The organism is Sphingomonas sp. (assembly GCA_019635535.1).
Lineage (GTDB): Bacteria > Pseudomonadota > Alphaproteobacteria > Sphingomonadales > Sphingomonadaceae > Allosphingosinicella.
On the sequence record JAHBZH010000001.1, the window covers coordinates 448,422 to 467,972 of the forward strand.

15 protein-coding genes are annotated in these 19,551 nt (G+C 68.5%); 9 read left to right on the forward strand and 6 right to left on the reverse strand.

Features of this window, described 5'->3' with window-relative positions:
• Positions 1-69: 69 nt before the first annotated feature.
• Positions 70-2,715 carry a phosphoenolpyruvate carboxylase gene (gene ppc / locus KF780_02355; protein MBX3560631.1) on the forward strand — a complete coding sequence of 882 codons (2,646 nt, stop codon included), beginning with the start codon at positions 70-72 and terminating at the stop codon, positions 2,713-2,715.
• Between the two features lie 55 nt (positions 2,716-2,770).
• On the opposite strand, the gene dinB is transcribed toward ppc, so the two are convergent.
• Complete coding sequence (dinB, locus tag KF780_02360) at positions 2,771-3,817, reverse strand: DNA polymerase IV (protein ID MBX3560632.1); 1,047 nt, start codon at positions 3,815-3,817, stop codon at positions 2,771-2,773.
• 192 nt (positions 3,818-4,009) lie between these two features.
• On the opposite strand from dinB, the gene crtY reads away from it, so the two are divergent.
• From crtY to mazF, 5 genes are all read left to right on the forward strand, one after another.
• Entirely contained in the window at positions 4,010-5,101 is a 1,092-nt protein-coding gene (crtY, locus tag KF780_02365; GenBank protein MBX3560633.1) for a lycopene beta-cyclase CrtY, read from the forward strand.
• A gap of 45 nt (positions 5,102-5,146) precedes the next feature.
• Positions 5,147-6,289, forward strand: coding sequence for a P1 family peptidase (locus KF780_02370; protein ID MBX3560634.1), 1,143 nt, complete (start codon positions 5,147-5,149; stop codon positions 6,287-6,289).
• 239 nt (positions 6,290-6,528) lie between these two features.
• The gene (locus tag KF780_02375) at positions 6,529-8,130 is read left to right on the forward strand and encodes a von Willebrand factor type A domain-containing protein (GenBank protein ID MBX3560635.1); all 1,602 of its coding nucleotides are present in this window, start codon (positions 6,529-6,531) and stop codon (positions 8,128-8,130) included.
• A 60-nt stretch (positions 8,131-8,190) separates the two neighbouring features.
• On the forward strand, positions 8,191-8,433 hold the full coding sequence (locus KF780_02380) for an AbrB/MazE/SpoVT family DNA-binding domain-containing protein (protein ID MBX3560636.1): 243 nt from the start codon (positions 8,191-8,193) through the stop codon (positions 8,431-8,433).
• Positions 8,427-8,762 (forward strand): endoribonuclease MazF, encoded by a 336-nt coding sequence (mazF, locus tag KF780_02385; protein MBX3560637.1) that lies wholly within the window; start codon positions 8,427-8,429, stop codon positions 8,760-8,762. Before KF780_02380 ends, mazF begins: the two co-directional genes overlap by 7 nt.
• A 3-nt stretch (positions 8,763-8,765) precedes the next feature.
• On the opposite strand, the gene KF780_02390 is transcribed toward mazF, so the two are convergent.
• Both KF780_02390 and gyrB read right to left on the reverse strand, forming a co-directional pair.
• Positions 8,766-9,299, reverse strand: a complete 534-nt coding sequence (locus KF780_02390) for a hypothetical protein (protein ID MBX3560638.1) — start codon at positions 9,297-9,299, stop codon at positions 8,766-8,768.
• 5 nt (positions 9,300-9,304) lie between these two features.
• Entirely contained in the window at positions 9,305-11,800 is a 2,496-nt protein-coding gene (gyrB, locus tag KF780_02395; GenBank protein ID MBX3560639.1) for a DNA topoisomerase (ATP-hydrolyzing) subunit B, read from the reverse strand.
• A 215-nt stretch (positions 11,801-12,015) separates the two neighbouring features.
• On the opposite strand from gyrB, the gene KF780_02400 reads away from it, so the two are divergent.
• Positions 12,016-12,747 (forward strand): CPBP family intramembrane metalloprotease, encoded by a 732-nt coding sequence (locus KF780_02400; GenBank protein MBX3560640.1) that lies wholly within the window; start codon positions 12,016-12,018, stop codon positions 12,745-12,747.
• Between the two features lie 6 nt (positions 12,748-12,753).
• Here the strand turns inward: KF780_02400 and recF are convergent, their stop codons facing one another.
• Positions 12,754-13,815, reverse strand: coding sequence for a DNA replication/repair protein RecF (gene recF / locus KF780_02405; protein MBX3560641.1), 1,062 nt, complete (start codon positions 13,813-13,815; stop codon positions 12,754-12,756).
• 74 nt (positions 13,816-13,889) lie between these two features.
• Here recF and KF780_02410 point away from each other — a divergent pair, with 74 nt between their 5' ends.
• Positions 13,890-15,071 carry a phosphatidylserine/phosphatidylglycerophosphate/cardiolipin synthase family protein gene (locus tag KF780_02410; protein MBX3560642.1) on the forward strand — a complete coding sequence of 394 codons (1,182 nt, stop codon included), beginning with the start codon at positions 13,890-13,892 and terminating at the stop codon, positions 15,069-15,071.
• Between the two features lie 8 nt (positions 15,072-15,079).
• On the opposite strand, the gene KF780_02415 is transcribed toward KF780_02410, so the two are convergent.
• A complete protein-coding gene (locus KF780_02415; GenBank protein ID MBX3560643.1) occupies positions 15,080-15,703 on the reverse strand; it encodes a methyltransferase domain-containing protein in 624 nt (207 codons plus the stop codon).
• A gap of 132 nt (positions 15,704-15,835) precedes the next feature.
• Between KF780_02415 and KF780_02420 the strand changes: the two genes are divergently transcribed.
• A complete protein-coding gene (locus KF780_02420) occupies positions 15,836-17,107 on the forward strand; it encodes an MFS transporter (GenBank protein ID MBX3560644.1) in 1,272 nt (423 codons plus the stop codon).
• Here the strand turns inward: KF780_02420 and KF780_02425 are convergent.
• Entirely contained in the window at positions 17,076-19,376 is a 2,301-nt protein-coding gene (locus KF780_02425; protein MBX3560645.1) for a CDC48 family AAA ATPase, read from the reverse strand. The genes KF780_02420 and KF780_02425 overlap by 32 nt on opposite strands.
• Positions 19,377-19,551: the final 175 nt, after the last annotated feature.

Consider the following 19,551-nt stretch of genomic DNA (forward strand, 5'->3'; position numbering starts at 1 on the left):
AGCGGTTCGGGCGCGGCTTTGAAAGCGCGGCGATTGACGCGGCGCGCTGTTGCGGTGCAGCATGGCGGCATGGCCTCCACCCCGCCGCCGATCGCGCAGAATCCCGACATACGCTATCTCGGGCGGGTGCTGGGCGACGTGATCCGCGATCAGGGCGGCCCGGCCCTGTTCGAGCGGATCGAGCGCATCCGTGCCGCTTCGGTGGACGAGCATCGCGGGCGGGCGGACGAGGAGGCGGTGAGCGCGGCGCTGGGCGCGCTCGACCTGGACGACACGCTCGCCTTCGTGCGCGGCTTCATGCTCTTTTCGATGCTCGCCAATCTCGCCGAGGACCGGCGCGGGCTGGCCGCCGAGCCGGGCGCGGACCTTGCGTCGGCGCTGACGCGGCTGGAGGAATTGGGGATCGGCACGGACGCGGCGCTGGCGCTGCTCGAACGGGCGCTGGTCGCGCCGGTGCTGACCGCGCATCCGACCGAGGTGCAGCGCAAATCGATCATCGACCATCGCAACCGGGTGGCGGCGCTGATGCGGCTGCGCGATACGGGCGCGGAGGAGACGGCGGACGGCGAGCCGGTCGAGGCGGCGATCCGGCGACAGGTGTCGCTGCTCTGGCAGACCCGCGCGCTGCGCCGCGAGCGGCTCTATGTCGCCGACGAGGTGGAGAATGCGCTGCAATATCTGCGCGACGTGTTCCTGCCGGCGATCCCGATGCTGCACGCGCGCTGGGAACGGGCGTTCGGCCGGCGCACACCCGATTTCCTGAAGGTCGGCAGCTGGATCGGCGGCGACCGCGACGGCAATCCCAACGTGACGGCGGATTCGCTGCTTTATGCGCTGGGGCGCGCCTCGACGGCGGCGATCCTCTCCTATCTGGCGCAGATCCATGCGCTTGGCGCGGAGCTGTCCATCTCCTCCGAGCTGGCCGCGCCGGGCCCCGAACTGGAGGCGCTGGCGGCGGCGGGCGGCGATCATGGCCGGACCCGCACCGACGAGCCCTATCGCCGCGCGCTGACCGGCATCTATGCCCGGCTCGCCGCGACCTACGAGACGCTGACCGGCGGTCCGCCGCCGCGTGCCGCCGCGATCGCGTCGCGCGCCTATGCGGCGCCGGAAGAGCTGCGCGGCGACCTGGACGTGCTGGCGCACGCTTTGGGCCCGGACGGGGGCGGGGCGCTCGACCGGTTGATCCGCGCGGTCGAGACGTTCGGTTTCCATCTCGCGACGCTGGACCTCAGGCAGAACGCCGACGTCCACGAACGGGTCGTGGCGGAATTGCTGGCGGTGGCAGGGGTCGAGGCGGATTATCGCGCGCTGGACGAGGCGGCGCGGGTAAAGCTGCTGCGCCGCGAGCTGGCCGGCGCGCGGCTGCTGGCCAGCCCGTTCGCGGACTATTCGGAAGAGACCCGGTCCGAGCTGGAGATCGTGCGCGCGGCGGCCGAGGCGCATGCACGCTACGGTGCGGCGGCGATCACCACCTATATCATCTCCAAGACCGAGAGCGTGTCCGACCTGCTTGAGGTCAACATCCTGCTCAAGGAAGCGGGGCTGTGGCGGGACGGCAAGCCGGCGATCATGGCCGTGCCCCTGTTCGAGACGATCGCCGATCTCCAGAACGCGCCGGACGTGATGACGCAATGGCTGGGCCTGCCCGAGATCGCGGCGGCGGCCAAGGCGCGCGGCCATCAGGAAGTGATGGTCGGCTATTCCGATTCCAACAAGGATGGCGGCTATCTGACCTCGGTGTGGAGCCTGCACCAGGCGAGCCGGGCGCTGGCCGAGGTGTTCGAGACGGCAGGCACGGCGATGCAGCTCTTCCACGGGCGCGGCGGCGCGGTGGGGCGCGGCGGCGGCTCCAGCTTCGCGGCGATCCGTGCCCAGCCGCGCGGCACCGTGCAGGGCCGCATCCGCATCACCGAGCAGGGCGAGGTGATCGCCGCCAAATATGGCAATGTTGAAAGCGCCGCGCTCAACCTGGAAGCGATCACGGCGGCGACCCTGCTCGCCAGCCTGGAGGTGCGATCGGCCCGGCGGCGCGATATCTTCTACACGGCGATGGACGGGATTTCCGCCGGGGCCGAGCGCGCCTATCGCGAACTTGTCTACGGGACGCCGGGCTTCCGCGCCTTCTTCCGCCAGATGACGCCGATCGCCGAGATCGCCGACCTCAAGATCGGATCGCGCCCGGCCAGCCGCACGAAGAGCGACCGGATCGAGGATCTGCGCGCCATTCCCTGGGTCTTTTCCTGGGCGCAGGCGCGGGTGATGCTGCCGGGCTGGTACGGCGCGGGCCATGCGCTCGCCGCGTTCGACGACAAGCCGCTGATCCGCGACATGGTCGAGGCCTGGCCCTTCTTCCGCGCGACGCTCGACAATATGGAGATGGTGCTGGCGAAGTCGGACATGGCCATCGCCGCGCGTTACGCCGGACTGGTCGAGGAGCGGGCCGCCGCCGACGCCATCTTCGGGCGGATCAGGGACGGCTGGGAACGCACCCGCGACGCGCTGCTGGAAGCGACCGGCCAGTCGCGTTTGCTGGAGAAGAACCCGGCGCTGGACGAATCGATCCGGCTGCGCCTGCCCTATATCGGGCCGCTCAACCATCTCCAGATCGAGCTGCTGAAGCGCCACCGCGCCGGCGAGAACGATCCGCGCATCCGCGAGGGCATCCAGCATTCGATCAACGCGATCGCGACCGCGCTGCGCAACAGCGGGTAGGAGAGGAGGCGGGCCTTCCACCCTCTCATGCCATCGCGAGGCGCGAAGGGCCGGGCTAAAGCGGCAGCGTTAGGTCGCGGGGTTCCGGGGGCGTCTCGCCGTCCTGGCCGGACAGATTGGACAAAGTGAGGCCGAGCAGGCGGATGCCCTTTTCGGGTGAGAGCAGGGTCCGCAGCAGCGCCACGCCGACGGCGAGGAACTCGTCGCGGTCCGTCACCATGCGATCGAGGCTGCGGGCGCGGGTTCTGATCCGGAAATCGCTATATTTCACCTTTAAAGTAATCGTCCGGCCGGACAGATTCTTCTCGGTGACGCGGCGCCAGACGGTGTGGCTGATCCGGTCGAGCTCGGCGACGAGGGCGGCCTCGTCGGTCAGATCGTCGAAGAAGGTGTCCTCCGCGCCGATCGACTTCCAGGGGCGGTTCGGCTTCACCTGGCGGTGGCAGATGCCGCGGGCGAGATCGTGATAATAATCGCCGGAGCTGCCGAAATTGTCGGTGAGGAACGCCCGGCTTCGCGCGCGCAGGTCCGCGCCGGTGTGGATGCCGAGCCGCGCCATCTTCTCCGCCGTGCGCGGGCCGATGCCGTGGAAGCGGCGGACCGGGAGGGTGGCGACGAACGCCTCGCCCCGGCCGGGCGGGATGACGCACAGGCCGTCCGGCTTGTTCTGGTCCGACGCGAGCTTGGCGAGGAACTTGTTGTAGGAGACGCCGGCCGAGGCGGTGAGCTGCGTATCCGCGCGGATGCGGGCGCGGATTTGCCTGGCGATCTCGGTGGCGATGCCGATGCCCTGCAGATCCTCCGTCACGTCGAGATAGGCTTCGTCGAGACTGAGCGGCTCCACCAGCGGCGTATAATCGGCGAAGATCGCGCGGATCTGCTGGCTGACCTCGCGATAGGCATCGAAACGGGGTTTCACGAAGACGAGATCGGGGCAGCGGCGGATCGCGGTGGCCGAGGGCATGGCCGATTTGACGCCGAACCTGCGCGCCTCGTAGCTCGCCGCCGCCACGACGCCGCGATGCATGCCGCCGACCGCCACCGGCCGGCCCCGCAATGCCGGATCGTCGCGCTGCTCGACCGACGCGAAGAAGGCATCCATGTCGACATGGATGATCTTGCGCACGGACTCGACGGGCGGCGGATCGGCGGCTAAGGCGTTCACGCTTTGTGCTTATACGCCCGTCGGCGCGCCGCAACAGTCCCAAAATGAGGCGGGCGCGGCGGCGATGTGGCGGGCCTGTTTCGAGTTGCGTAAAGGTGTCCGGCTATGGCGAGGGGGAGACGAAGCGGCGTGTTGATCGCCGGCGGCGGGGTCGCCGGATGTCTCGCCGCACTCGCGCTGGCGCGGCTGCGCCCCGATGTGAAGCTGCTGATCGTCGAGGAAACCGAACGGTTCGGGGGCGAGCGGCGGCGGTTGATGTTCGATGCCGAGCTGGACGGAGCGGAGGCGCGCGCGCTGATCGGCGCGCTCCGCGGCGATTCCTGGCCGGGCTTCTACGTCGCGTTTCCGGGCTTCAGCCGGAAATTGAAGGCCGGGCTGCTGAGCTTCGGCCCGGATGCCCTCCACGACGCGATGGTCGCCACGCTGAAGCCGGATCAGTACCGACTCGCCGCCAAGGTGGTCGCGGTGCGCGACGATGCGCTGGTGCTGGACGGCGGCGAGGAGATCAAGGCGGAGGGCGCGATCGACGCGCGCGGCGCGTCGAACCTGTCGATGCTGGAGCTGCTCTACGAAAGCCGGCTGGAGCGCGACTGTCGGCTGAGCGCGCCGCACCGGGTCGATCGGCCGGTGCTGATCGACGCCCATGGCGGCGCGGCCGAGGGGATCGGCCACATACGCTGCGTGCCGATCGACGCGGACCGGATCGCGATCGCCGACATCAGGGTGAGCGAGCTGGCGCAGCCGGACGAGGGCGCGGCGGCGCGGATCGACGCCTATCTGAAGCTGCGCGGCTGGACGGCGGCCGGGATCGAGACCGAACGCAGCGTCTCCCGCCCGCTGCCGATCGGCGGCGATTTCGCCTCCTTCTGGCGGATCGGCGGGGCGCGGGTCGCGAAGCTGGGGCTGCGCGGCGGTTTCGTCCATCCCGCCACCGGACGCGCCACCGCCGATGCGGTCCACAACGCGCTGGCGCTGGCCGCGCAGAAAGACTTTTCCGGTGCCGCGCTGCACGACCTGTTCGAGGGACGCGCGCGGGCCGCCTGGAAGAAGCGCGCCTTCCTGCGCGAGATGAATGCCGCCATCGCCGCCGCCGCGCCGGACCGGCGCCGCGCGATCAGCGCGCGGCTATATGCGCTCGACCCCGGCCTGATCGAGCGTTTCCACGCCGACCGGCTGGGCCTGCTCGACCGGCGCAAGCTGATGCAGGCGCTGAAGGGCTGACTCGGGCCGGCGAGGCGCTATGCTGCCGTGCGAAGGAGCCCCGCCATTCGTGCCCGATCCAGCCCGCTCGCCGCCCTTGCCGGGGCCCTTGTCTTGACCCTTGCCACGCCGACTTCGGCCGAGCGGCCCCGCGCGCGGGAGGCCGGCATCGCGTTCGGCGTGCTGCCGACCGGCCCGAACAACGCGATCACCGATGTCGCCGGGGTGCGCGTCGGCCATGTAACCCTGATCGAGGGCGAGACGGTGCGGACCGGGGTGACGGCGGTGCTGCCCCATGGCGGCAACATCTTTCAGGACAAGGTGCCGGCCGGCTTCGCGGTCGGCAACGGCTTCGGCAAGTTCGCCGGATCGACCCAGATCGTCGAGCTGGGCGAGATCGAGACGCCGATCCTGCTCACCAACACGCTCTCCGTGCCCGAGGCGATGGCGGGGACGATCGCCTGGACGCTGGCCCAGCCGGGCAATGCGGAGGCGCGGTCGGTCAATGCCGTGGTGGGCGAGACCAATGACGGGTTCCTCAACGACATCCGCGCCCGGCGGGTGACGCCGGATCATGCCCGCCAGGCAATCGAGGCGGCGCGCGAGGGGCCGGTGGCGGAGGGCTCGGTGGGGGCCGGGACCGGCACGATCGCCTTTTCCTGGAAAGGCGGGATCGGCACCGCATCGCGCCGGCTGCCGGCCAGCCTGGGTGGGTGGACGATCGGCGTGCTCGTCCAGTCCAATTATGGCGGCGCGCTCGACGTGGCGGGCGTGCCCGTCGGGCGGGCGCTGGGCCGCTATTATCTGATGGACCATGTCGACAGGCCGGCCGGCGACGGATCGGTGATCGTCGTGATCGCGACCGACGCGCCGCTCTCCGACCGCAATCTCACCCGGCTGGCGCGCCGCGCCTTTCTCGGCATCGCTCGGACCGGTTCGCCGATGACCAACGGATCGGGCGATTATGCGCTGGCCTTCTCCACCCATCCGGACGTGCGCCGGACGGCGGCGCGGCGCGCGGCGGAAAGCGTCTATCCGGAGCTGCCCAACGATGCGCTGTCGCCGCTCTTCCAGGCGGCGATGGAGGCGACCGAGGAGGCGGCGATCAATTCGATGTTCGCGAGCGAGGCGATGGACGGCCATCGCGGCCGGATCGAGGCATTGCCGATCGACGAGGTGGTGCGGCTCCATCGGCAAAGCCGCGACTGATACATCGCGCGACAGTTCAGCCACGGTTCATTCCGGCTCTGATGTGATAATGTCACATCATTGAGTGGGAGGTGATGATGCGTGCTTTGGCTTTGGCGTCCATATCCGCTTTGCTGCTGAGCGGCATTCCCCCGGCCCCGATCGATCCGCTGCCCGCCCAGAGCGCGGCGCGGCGCCCCGCGCCGCCGATCGACGCCGATACGCTCTGCGCGCCCTATCTGGACAATTTCGAGAGCGGGATGCGCTATCGCGCGCCGATGACCGGCGCCCGGGCCCAGCGCACGCCAGGCTTTGCACCCCCGGCACCGCCGCCACCGCCCGCGCCGCCACCGCCGCCGCCCAGTGTGGCCATGCCCGACATGGTCGCCTCGGGAACCCGGATCGCGCCGCCGATGCCCGGGCCCTATCCGGCCCCGGCGGAGAATCGCGAGCGTTATGCGGGCGAGGCCGTCTCCAACGTGCTGGCGGTGGCGGAAGCCCCCGTCTCCACCTTCTCGGTCGATGTCGACACCGGCAGCTACGCCAATGTCCGGCGGATGCTGACCCAGGGCCAGATGCCGCCCGGCGCGGCCGTGCGCACAGAGGAGATGCTGAACTATTTCCGCTACGACTATCCGGCGCCGCGCGACCGTTCGCAGCCCTTCACGGTCAGCGCCGACATGACGCTGACGCCGTGGAACCCCGATACGCGGCTGCTGCGCATCGGCCTGCGCGGCTACGATCTGCCGCGCGCCGAGCGGCCGGCGGCCAATCTCGTCTTCCTGGTCGACGTTTCCGGATCGATGTTCTCGCGCGACAAGCTGCCGCTGGTGCAATGCTCGCTGGCGCTGCTGGCCGAGCAGCTTTCCCCGCGCGACCGGGTGTCGATCGTCGCCTATTCGGGCTGGACCGGAATCGTGCTGGAGCCGACCTCCGACCGGCGCCGGGTGATCGATTCGCTGGCGCAATTGCGGGCGGGCGGCGCCACCGCCGGCGGGGCGGGGCTGGAGCTGGCCTATGCGACGGCGCGGCGGGCGATGATCCCGGACGGCATCAACCGGATCGTGCTGGCGACGGACGGCGATTTCAATGTCGGCGTGACCAATACCGAAGCGCTGATCGACCGGGTCTCGCGCGAGCGGGAGAGCGGGATCACGCTGACCACTTTGGGCTTCGGCACCGGCAATTACAACGAAGCGCTGATGGAGCGGATCGCCGATCACGGGAACGGCAATTACGCCTATATCGACAGCCCGCGCGAGGCGCAGAAGGTGCTGGCCGACGAAATGGCCTCGACCCTGTTCACCATCGCGCACGACGTGAAGATCCAGGTCGAGTTCAACCCGGCCTATGTCCGCGAATATCGCCTGATCGGCTATGAGAATAGGGCGCTGCGCGAGGAGGATTTCGCCAATGACGCGGTGGACGCGGGCGAGATCGGCGCGGGACACCAGGTGACGGCGATCTACGAGATCGTGCCCTTCGGCGCGCCGGGCTGGCTGCCGGAACGGCGCTATGGGGCCAACCAGCGGGCGGATTCGCCCGGCAACCCGCAGGGCGAGCTGGCGCATCTGCGGCTGCGCTACAAATTGCCGGGCGAGACGCAGTCGCGGCTGATCGAGCGGCCGGTGGCGGCGGGTCTGGTCCGCGCCGCCCGCGCCCCGGCCGGCGACAGCGCCTTCGCCGCCGCCGTTGCGGCCTATGGCCAGCTCCTGCGCGGCGACACCAATATGGGCCGCTTCACCTTCGCCGACGCCCGCGCGCTGGCGGAGCAGGGCGCGAACGGCAATTGGTGGCGGCGGGAGTTCGTGGACCTGACTCGGCTGGCGGAACGGCAACGTTTCGCGGGCGGGGGGAAATAGGCGGCAGTTGCGAAAACGGGCGGCTTACTGTATATACAGTGTAGATACAGAGGGCCGCCCATGAACATGCATGTCCGCCGATGGGGCAACAGCGCGGCGGTGCGCATTCCCGCCGCGACGCTGGAAGCCGCCGGCCTGAAGCCCGACGATCCGGTCGAGGTGCGCGAGGAGAATGGCCGGATCGTGATCGAGAAGGTGCGACCCGAGCCGGTCACGCTCGATGAATTGCTGGCCGGGATCACTCCGGAGAACCGGCACGAGGAAACCGATTTCGGCCCGCCAGTCGGGAAAGAAATGTGGTAGCCAAGAGCTGGACGCCCGACGCGGGCGATATCGTCTGGCTCCAGTTCAATCCGCAGGCCGGACACGAGCAAGCGGGACACCGCCCGGCGGTCGTGCTTTCCACCGCCGCCTATAACGGCAAGACCGGCCTGATGCTCTGCGTTCCGCTGACCACGCGCGTGAAGGGCTATCCGTTCGAAGTGGCGGTGAAGGGCAAGCGCGGCGGCGTGGCGCTGGCGGACCAAGTGAAATCCCTCGACTGGCGCGCGCGCAAGGCGACACGGAAGGGGAAGGTGGACGCGGCGGAATTGGAGGAAATAAGGGCGAAGCTGCGGGTGCTGGTGGGCTGAAGATCAGCGCAACAATAGCTTCGTCACGACTGCCGACACCTGATTCTCATAGGAAGTACCGGCCAGCTTGGTCAATTCAGCCTTGAGCCAGGCCGGACCCCGGAAGAACCAGTCGCGCTGCCCAAACAGTTCAAGCAGTTTCGATTCATCTCTACCATAGACCTTGCCCGCCACCAGACCGAGCTGGACCTTCACGTCCGGCCGGCACATCTCCTGCTCGACCATTTGATCCCCCAAGCGACGCAGAACCACCTCGCGCATCTTTTGCCGGCGAAACAGCTTGTATGTTTTGCTGTCCGCGTCGCCGCATATCTCGACGTAGGTGACGCCGCGCGAATCCAGGTAGCTTTTGCATTCGAGCGCCAGCAGCCTGTTCGATCCGCCATGATAGGCGACCAGATCGATTTCCGGCCGAGGCATTGAGGGAAGGCCGATCTCCACCTTTTCCGCCTTGCTGAGATCGACCTTCACCGATGTTCGGACCCAGTAGCCCAAACTCCAGAATATCTCGGCGACGACATGCTCGAAGGCGTCCACGCCGCTTAAACGTCCAGATTCGCCACGTTCAGCGCGTTTTCCTGGATGAAGTCGCGCCTCGGCTCGACCACGTCGCCCATGAGCCGCGTGAAAATCTCGTCCGCCAGATCGGCCTGGGCGACCTCGACCTTGAGCATCGCGCGGTTGGCGGGGTCGAGGGTGGTTTCCCAGAGTTGCTCGGCGTTCATTTCGCCGAGGCCCTTGTAGCGCTGCACGCTGAGCCCCTTGCGGCCGGCGGCGAGGATCGCCTCGAGCAGCTCGGTCGGGCGGGTGACGAGCGCGCCGCGCGGATCGGGGGTCTGGCTCTTCGCCGGGCCGCCCTCATTTTCCTCGGCTTCTTCCGCCTCCTCGGTCTGGACGGAAGAGGATTTGAGCGAGACGAGGCGCGCGATGCCGGCATAGGTGGCGGCCTCGGGCACGACCAAGCCGTGCAGCTTGCGCGCCTCGGCGGAATCGAGGAACTTGTGATCGATGACATGGGCGTCGGTGACGCCGCGCCACAGCCGGCGCAGGACATAATCGCCGTCCGCGCCGATCTCGGCGGTCCACTGGCCCTCCTCGTCCACCGCGTTCAGCCAGTCCTGGGTCAGCGCCAGCGCGGCGGCCCGCGCTTCCCGGGCCAGCGAGGGGGCGAGCGCGCCGGTCAGCGCCAGCGCTTCGATGATGCCGGGATCGTAGCGGCGCGGCACATAGGCCATGAGCGACCGCACGCGGCGGGCATGGCCGGCAAGCGCGCGCAAATCGTCGCCCGAGCGCGGCCCCTGCGCCGTCTCCAGCGCGGTCAGCGAGACGCCGGCCTCGATCAGATAATCGTCAAGCGCGGCATTGTCCTTGAGATAGACCTCCGAGCGGCCCTTCGCGACCTTGTAGAGCGGCGGCTGGGCGATGAAGAGATGGCCGCGCTCGATGATCTCCGGCATCTGCCGGTAGAAGAAGGTGAGCAGGAGCGTGCGGATATGCGCGCCGTCCACGTCGGCGTCGGTCATGATGACGATCTTGTGGTAGCGCAGCTTCTCGATGTTGAACTCGTCGCGGCCGATGCTGGTGCCGATCGCCTGGATCAGCGTGCCGACCTCCTTGGACGAGAGCATCCGGTCGAAGCGGGCACGCTCGACGTTCAGGATCTTGCCCTTGAGCGGCAGGATCGCCTGATAATGGCGGTCGCGTCCCTGCTTGGCCGAGCCGCCGGCGCTGTCGCCCTCGACGATGAACAATTCCGACTTGGCCGGGTCCTTCTCCTGGCAGTCGGCGAGCTTGCCGGGCAGCGAGGCGATGCCCATCACCGATTTGCGGCTGGCCTCGCGCGCCTTGCGGGCCGCCTCGCGCGCGGCGGCGGCGTCGATGACCTTCTGGATGATCGTGCGGGCATGGCCGGGATTTTCCTCCAGCCATTCGGAGAGCTTGTCGGCGATCAGGCTCTCGAGCGGCTGACGGACTTCGGACGAGACGAGCTTGTCCTTGGTCTGCGAGCTGAACTTGGGATCGGGGAGCTTGACCGAGACGATCGCGGTCAGCCCCTCGCGCATGTCCTCGCCGGTCAGGCTCACCTTCTCCTTCTTCATCATGCCGGACTTGTCGGCATAATTGTTGAGCGTGCGGGTAAGCGCCGCACGGAAGGCCGCCAGGTGCGTGCCGCCGTCGCGCTGCGGGATGTTGTTGGTGAAGCAGAGGACCTGCTCGTAATAAGAATCGTTCCACTCGAGCGCGACATCGATGCCGATATCGTCGCGCTGGCCTGAGACGGCGATCGGCTCCGGGATCAAGGCGGTCTTGGCGCGATCGAGATATTTGACGAAGGCCGCGATGCCGCCCTCATAATAAAGCTCGTGGCTGACCTCCTCCTCGTGCCGGGCATCGGCGAGGATCAGGCGGACGCCCGAGTTGAGGAAGGCGAGCTCGCGGTAGCGATGCTCAAGCTTCTCGAAATCGAACTCCGTGATCTTGAAGGTGGCGGGGCTGGGCAGGAAGGTGACGCGCGTCCCCTTCTTCCCGTTCGCCGGGCCGACGACCTTGAGCGGGGCCACCGCGTCGCCATGGGCGAAGCGCATATAATGCTCCTCCCCGTCCCGCCAGATGGTGAGATCGAGGAACTCGCTGAGCGCGTTCACCACCGAGACGCCGACGCCGTGCAGGCCGCCGGAGACCTTGTAGGCATTGTCGTCCGACGTGTTCTCGAACTTTCCGCCGGCATGGAGCTGGGTCATGATGACCTCGGCCGCCGAGACGCCCTCCTCGGCATGGATGCCGGTCGGGATGCCGCGGCCATTGTCCTCGACCGAGACGGAGCCGTCCGGGTTCAGCGTGATGCGAATGAGGTCGCAGTGGCCGGCCAGCGCCTCGTCGATCGCATTGTCCGACACCTCGAACACCATGTGGTGAAGGCCCGAACCGTCGTCGGTGTCGCCGATATACATTCCGGGCCGCTTGCGGACCGCGTCGAGGCCTTTCAGCACCTTGATGGAATCGGCGCCGTAGCTGTTTTCATTCGAGGAGGATGCCATGCCGATCATATAGGGAATCGGGGGGCGGAACCCAAGGGAAAAGGGCGGATTCAACGGGGTTCCGGGGCAAGCCTGCGAAAGTGACGAATTTGCCCGCGAACGTCGCTTCCGGACGGGCCGGCGCGCTCGACGGGCTTTAGCGTATCGCTATCGTCCGCGCGGGCGCAACGCCGGGCGACCCGTGATCGCGCCGGCCGGGATAAGGGCGGTAACGAATGGCCGATCTGCTGGCGACAATCGCATTGCACTGGACCTTGATCGGGTTGCTTGCGCTGGCGATCCGATATCTTTTCCGCCAGCCGGTCAATACCGTCGCTCTGGCATGGGCGCTCGGCTGCACATTGGTCTATTTCGTGGCGGTCATGCTGGTCGGCGGCCTTCAGGCGCATCTGCCGCTGCTGGCCGGGCTTCAGTTCAACTGGACCGGCAAGACCATCGCCATCGTGCTGACGCTCGTGATGATGATGGCGGTCCCTGGCGCGACCCGGCAGGAATTCGGTCTCGTGTTGCGCCAGACGCCGGGATCGCTGATGCCCGCCATTCTCGTCACGGCCGGCCTGTGCGCCTTTGCCTGGGGCATAAGATGGCTGCTCGGGGCCCACGGAACGGCGACGCCGGAGGCGCTGCTCTACCAGGCGACGATGCCGGGGCTCGACGAGGAACTGTTCTTCCGGGGCCTGCTGCTCGCCTTGCTGGTGCGCGCCTTCGCCGACCGCTGGCCGCTCGGCGGCGCCGCGATCGGGCCGGGGGCGATCGTCGCGACCTTCCTCTTCGCCGCCGGCCATGCGCTGATGATCCGCGGCGGCGTGTTCATGTTCGAGCCGGTCTTCCTCGCGTTCAGCGCGGTACTCGGCTTCGGGCTGCTCTGGATCCGCCAGCGAACCGGCTCGCTGCTCCTGCCGATTATCGCTCACAACATCATCGATCTCGGCGGCGCCCTGCTGTAAGACGGCTTAAGCGGGCGCGACGACCCCGCCGACCACCTCAAACCGCGCGGCGGCGCCGAGACCGTCGAACGGCGCAGCTTCCGTTCCGGTCATCCAGACCTGCCCGCCGGCCTCGCCCAGCCGGGCGAACAGGGCGGCGCGGCGGACGGGATCGAGATGGGCGGCGATCTCGTCGAGGAGGAGGATCGGGCGGCGCGCGGTTCGCTCCGCGACCAGATCGGCATGGGCGAGGACGAGGCCGATCAGCAGCGCCTTCTGCTCCCCCGTGGAGCAGAAAGCGGCAGGCTGGGCCTTGGCGGCGTGGGTGACGGCGAGATCGGCGCGGTGCGGGCCGGCCAGCGTGCGGCCGGCGGCGGCATCGCGGGCGCGGGACGCGGCGAGATCGGCGGCCTCGCCGCCCTCCAGCGCGATCAGGGCGCGGGCGAAGGGACCGTCCGGCGCTGCGGCGAGGCGTTCGGCGAGCGCCGCGACGGTGGCGGCGCGCGCTTCGGCGAGCGCGGTGCCATGCTCGGCCATGCGCCCCTCCAGCGCGGCGAGCCAGGCCTCGTCCCACGGCCCGTCTTCGGCGAGCAGCTTGTTGCGGGCGCGCATCGCGGCGTCGTAGCGCGCGGCATGGGTGGCGTGGCCCGGCGCCAGCGCCAGCACGAGCCGGTCGAGGAAACGGCGCCGGCCGGAGGCGGGTTCGGTGAAGAGACGGTCCATCGCCGGGGTGAGCCACAGGATCGAGAGCCAGTCGGAAAGCGAGGTGGCGGACCCCTGCGCACCGTTGACTCGCACCTGCCGCCGCTCCGGAGCGGCGGCGAGCGTGCCGGTGCCGAGGTCAACATCGCCGTCCGGCCCGGACAGCCGCGCCGACACCGCGAAACCGCCGGGACCGCCCTTGCGCGCCATGTCGGCGAGGCTGGCGCCCCGGAGGCCGCGGCCGGGGGAGAGCAGCGACACCGCCTCCAGCAAGTTCGTCTTGCCCGCGCCATTCTCCCCGGTGAGGATGACGAAACCCGGCCCAGGCGACACCAGCGCATCGGCATAGGAACGAAAGTCGGTCAGGCTGAGGCGGGAGAGATGCACATCCTTGCTCTACCCTATGCGCGCGCACCTTCAACCTTCCCCGTGCGGCGTCATGGCGCTAGCGTCTCGCCGGGATGGAGGATGCGCCCGCAGACGAGGAGGGAGCGATCCCGCCGATCGAGGTGGCCGGCAACCGGCTGACCCTGCTGCCGGACGGGCCGACGCGGCTCGACGCGCTGATCGCGCTGATCGACGATGCCGAGACCTCGCTGCGCGTCCTCTATTATATCTGGGAAGATGACGCGACGGGCCGGCGGGTGCGCGATGCGCTGGTCGCGGCGGCCGGGCGCGGCGTGGCGGTCTCGCTGCTGGTGGACGGCTTCGGCGCGGCCAACGCGCCCGAGCCCTTCTTCGCGCCGCTGGCGGATGCCGGCGCGCGCTTCTGCCGCTTCATGCCGCGTTTCGGCCGGCGCTATCTGCTGCGCAATCACCAGAAACTGGTGCTGGCCGACGAGACCAGGGTGATGATCGGCGGATTCAACATCGCCGACGATTATTTCGGGACGATCGAGGACGGCGCCTGGCGCGATCTGGGCCTGATCGTCGAGGGCCAAAGCTGCGCCAGCCTCGCTTATTATTTCGACGACCTGTTCAAATGGGCGATGAATCCCGACGGCAAGATGCGCCAGCTGCGCCGCGTGCTGAACAAGCACAGCGTGACCGACGGGGCGCTCCACTGGCTGTTCGGCGGGCCGACCCGGCGCCTCAGCCCCTGGGCGCGGACGGTGCGGCGCGACATGCGCTTCGCGCGCAAGCTCGACATCATCGCCGCCTATTTCGCGCCGGGCCCCTTCCTGCTGCGCCGCTCCGGCAATGTCGCGAAGCGCGGCGCGGTGCGGCTCGTCACCGCCGCGAAATCGGACAATCGCGCGACGATCGGCGCGGCGCGCTACACCTATTGGACCCTGTTGAAGCGCGGCGTGCGCATCTTCGAATATCAGCCGACCAAGCTGCACACGAAATTGTTCGTGATCGACGATGTCGTCCATATCGGATCGGCCAATTTCGACATGCGCAGCCTGTTCCTCAACCTGGAGATGATGCTGCGGGTCGAGGATGCCGGCTTCGCCGCGGCGATGCGGCGCTTCGTCGATGGCGAGATCGCCGAATCCGTGGAGATCACCCGCGAATCCCATCGCGCGCAGATGTCGCTGCTCAACCGGGCGCGCTGGGCCTTAGCCTATTTCCTGGTGGCGATCGCCGATTTCCGGATCACCCGCCGGCTCAATTTCGCCGGCGAGCCAATGCCCGACTGAATAGAGCCCTAACCCGCGTCCTTATGTGCCCAGAAAAGCTGGCAGGGCGGGACATTGATCCATTCGATGCCGCGATCGATCCGGTCGAAATAGGGATCGAGGAAATCGCGGACCTTCGGCGAGAATTGGTAGACCAGGAACGTGCCGCCCGGCCGCAGCGCCGCGTAGGTCGCCTGGGCGATGGCCGGGCCCACGCCGGCGGGCAGCGTCGAGAAAGGCAGGCCGGAGAGGACGTAATCAGCGGCCTCGAAGCCGCAATCGGCGATGATCTGCTGCACGTCGGCGGCCGATCCGGTGACGGCGAACAGCCGGTTGTCGGTGAACTTGCCGCGCAGATAGCGGATGAAATCCGGATTGGTATCGATCGCGATCAGGGTCGCGTCCGGGGCCATGCGCTGCAGGACATGCTCGGTGAAGGTGCCGACGCCAGGGCCATATTCGACGAACAATTTGCAATTCGTCCAATCGACCTGGCCGAGCATCTTGTCGATGGTCGCGCGCGAGGAGGGAATGATCGAGCCGACCATCACCGGATGCTTGATGAACCCGCGCAGGAAATGCCACAGCGGACCGCCGCCCGCGCCGCGCGCGAAGCGGCTCTCCCTACGCGCTTCGTCCCAGGATGCCGACATGCCCAAGTCCAGAAAGTTGCCGCAAAGGTCCGCGTTGGCAAATCGGCGGCGGCTTGGCAAGCGTGAAGGGGCGACCGCGATCCCGATACGGCGCATCGGAACGCGTTCGAAGAGAGAGGAAAATCACCTGATATGAGCGCCTTGGGCCTTTCGCGCGGACGCATGGCGTTGCTTTTCTCGGTGATGCTGGTGGCCGCCGCCGGCAACACCGCGATGCAATCGCTGCTGCCCGCGATCGGCCGGGTGCTCGCCGTGCCCGACCTCTGGGTGGCGCTCGCCTTCAGCCTTTCGGCCATCCTGTGGGTGGCCGCGGCGCCCTATTGGGCGCGCCGCGCCGACCGGCGCGGGCGGCGCGCGCTGATGCGGCTCGGCCTCTACGGCTTCATCTCCTCGATGCTGATTTGCGGCGGCGCGCTCGCCGCAGGGCTGGCGGGGCAGCTCGGCGCTGTCGCGGTGTTTGCCATCTTCATTCTCGGGCGCGGCCTCTACGGCGCGCTGGGCTCGGCCTCGCCGGCGGCGGTGCAGGCCTATGTCGCGGCGCGCACCGACGGGACGCAGCGGGTCAACGCGCTGGCGGTCATCGCCTCCTCCTTCGGGCTCGGCACGATCATCGGCCCGGCGCTCGCGCCCGCCTTCATCTTCCCGCCGCTCGGCCTGTCGGCGCCGCTGATCGTCTTCGCCGGGATCGGCGCGGCCGTCCTCGCTTTGCTGATCCTGCGCCTGCCCGACGACACGCCGAAGAACCCGGCGCGCGGCTCGATCGTCTCCTATCCCTCGATCGGCGGCGCGGACGCCAGCATGCCCGGCGAAAGCGACGCTCCGGCGCCGCTGCGCTGGCGGGACGCGCGGGTGCGGCCCTGGCTGATGGCGGGGATCGTCGGCGGGCACGGCCAGGCCGTGATCCTGACCGTGATCGGCTTTCTCGTCATCGACCGGCTGGCGCTACCGCCCGATCATGCCCAGCAATGGATCGCGATCGTGCTGATCGTCGGCGCGCTCGCCACTTTGCTCGCCCAATGGTGGCTGATCCCGCAGCTCAGCCTGTCGCCGGGCCGGCTGGTGGTCTGGGGATCGGTGGTCGCCGCCGGCGGCAGCGCGATCACCGGGATGGCGGAAAGCGTCTATGGCATCACCATCGGCTATGCGCTCGCCTCGCTGGGCTTCGGCCTGTTCCGGCCCGGCTTCACCAGCGGCGCCAGCCTGGCCGTGGACTTGCACGAGCAGAATGCCGTGGCCGGCATGGTCACCTCGGTGAACGGTCTTGCCTATATCGCCGCGCCGGCGATCGGCGTCGGGCTCTACATGGTGAGCTGGCCCGCGCCGTTCATCGCCACCGCGATGCTGATGCTCGGCCTCGCCTGGTGGGCGATGGTTACTCCGAGCCCTTCGGACCGCGCGGGGTGAGCATGCCGGGCGCGATGAAGCCGATGCCGGCGACGCTGCGCGCCTCCTGCATCAGGCTTTCCTGGATGCGGGCGTAATCCGCCTCCATCTCCGGCGTCACAGAAGCGCGGGTCTCGCTCAGCGCCCTCTCGAATTCGGCCATCGTGACCTTCACCGCGTCGATCCGGGCACGCAGGGCGAACAGGCCCGCGCGGCGCACCAGATCCTCGAGATCGGCGCCGGTGAAGCGCGGCGTGCGCGCCGCCAGCGCGTCCAGATCGACATCCTTGGCGAGCGGCATCCCCTTGGTGTGGATGCCGAGAATGTGCCGACGGCCGCTCTGGTCCGGGACCGGGACATAGACCAGCTCGTCGAAGCGGCCGGGGCGGAGCAAAGCCGGGTCGATCAGGTTGGGCCGGTTCGACGCGCCGATCACGACCACCGACTGCAATTCCTCCAGTCCGTCCATTTCGGCGAGGATGGTGTTCACCACCCGCTCCGTCACCTGCGGCTCGCCCCAGCCGGCGCCGCGCGCGGGGACGAGGCTGTCGATCTCGTCGATGAAGATCACGGTCGGCGCGACCTGGCGGGCGCGGGCGAAGAGGCGGGCGATCTGCTGCTCGCTCTCGCCATACCATTTGGAGAGCAGATCGCTGGACTTGGTGGCGATGAAATTCGCCTCCGCTTCGCGCGCCGTCGCCTTGGCGAGCAGGGTCTTGCCGGTGCCGGGCGGGCCGTAGAGCAGGAAGCCCTTGGCCGGACGGATACCGAGCCGGCGGAAGCTGTCCGGATGCTTCAAGGGGAGCTCGACGCCCTCGCGCAGCCGCTCACGCGCCTCGTCGACGCCGCCGATATCGTCCCAGCCGACATTGGGCATCTGGACCATCACCTCGCGCATGGCCGAGGGCTGGACGCGCTTCAGCGCCTCCTCGAAATCCTTGCGGGTGACGCGCAGATTGTCGAGCACCTCGGGCGGGATCGTGCCTTCCTCGAGGTTCAGCTCCGGCATGATCCGGCGGATCGCCTCGATCGCCGCCTCGCGGGTCAAGGCGGCGAGATCGGCGCCGACGAAGCCGTATGTCTGGCGGGCGAGCTGCTTGAGGTCCACCCCTTCCTCCAGCGGCATGCCGCGGGTGTGGATGGCGAGGATCTCGCGCCGGCCGCTCTCGTCCGGCACGCCGATCACGATCTCGCGGTCGAAGCGGCCGGGGCGGCGCAGCGCCTCGTCGATCGCCTCGGGCCGATTGGTGGCGGCGATGACGATCAGATTCTGGCGCGGCTCCAGCCCGTCGAGCAAGGTGAGAAGCTGGGCGACGAGGCGCTTTTCCGTCTCGCCCGTCACCTGGCCGCGCTTGGGCGCGATCGAATCGATCTCGTCGATGAAGATGATCGCGGGGGCATTGGCGTTCGCCTCCTCGAACACCTCGCGCAGCCTTTTCTCCGACTCGCCATAGGCCGATCCCATGATCTCCGGCCCGTTGATCAGGAAGAATTGCGCATCCGATTCGTTCGCCACGGCGCGGGCCAGCCGCGTCTTGCCGGTGCCGGGCGGGCCGTGGAGCAGCACGCCCTTGGGCGGATCGACGCCGAGCCGCTCGAAAATCTCGGGATAGCGCAAGGGCAGCTCGACCATCTCGCGCAGCTGATCGATCGTGCCGCCGATGCCGCCGATATCGTCATAGGTGACGTCGGCGCGGCGGGTGTCCTTGGCCTCGGTATATTCGGGGCGCAGCTCGACCTCGGTATTGGCGTCGATATGGACGATGCCCTTGGGCGCGGTCGAGACGACGATGAGGCGGATTTCCTGCAGCGCGAAGGCCGGCGCGGTCAGCATCTGCCTGAGCTCGGGCGGGATATCGCCGCGCGGCACCTGCTGCTGGCCATGGGTGGCGACGACGTCGCCGGCCGTCACCGGCTTCATCCCGAAGCTGCGTTTCAGCGCCTGGGCCGAGCCCTGCAGGCGCAGATTCCTTTGTGCGGGCGCGAAGACGACGCGCTGGGCGGGCTTGGATTCGGCCTTGCGCACCTCGACGAAATCGCCCGAGCCGATCTCGGCATTGGCGCGCTGCAGGCCGTCGAGGCGGATGATCGCCAGCCCCTCGTCCTCCGGATAGGGGCCGATGGCGCGTGCCGGCGTGACGCGCTTGCCGACCAGCTCGATCACATCGCCTTCGGCCAGCCCCAATTCGGTCATCAGCGCGCGCGGCAGACGGGCGACGCCGCGACCGCTGTCGTCGGGGCGCATCGTCGCCACCTGGAGGCGCGTCGGCTTGCTTTCCTGATCGGCCATCGGACACCCGTCTCCTTGTTGTCGCCTTTCACATAGGCGCCGCGGCCCGTTCCTCCAACCGGAGGGGCGCGCGCGGGTTACACGGGCATGAAAAAAAGGCCGCCCCGAAGGACGGCCCGGAAGTTTTAGGAGAGGATGCCTGAAAGGCAGGGTCTTTTTTGCGCTTGCACAGTTT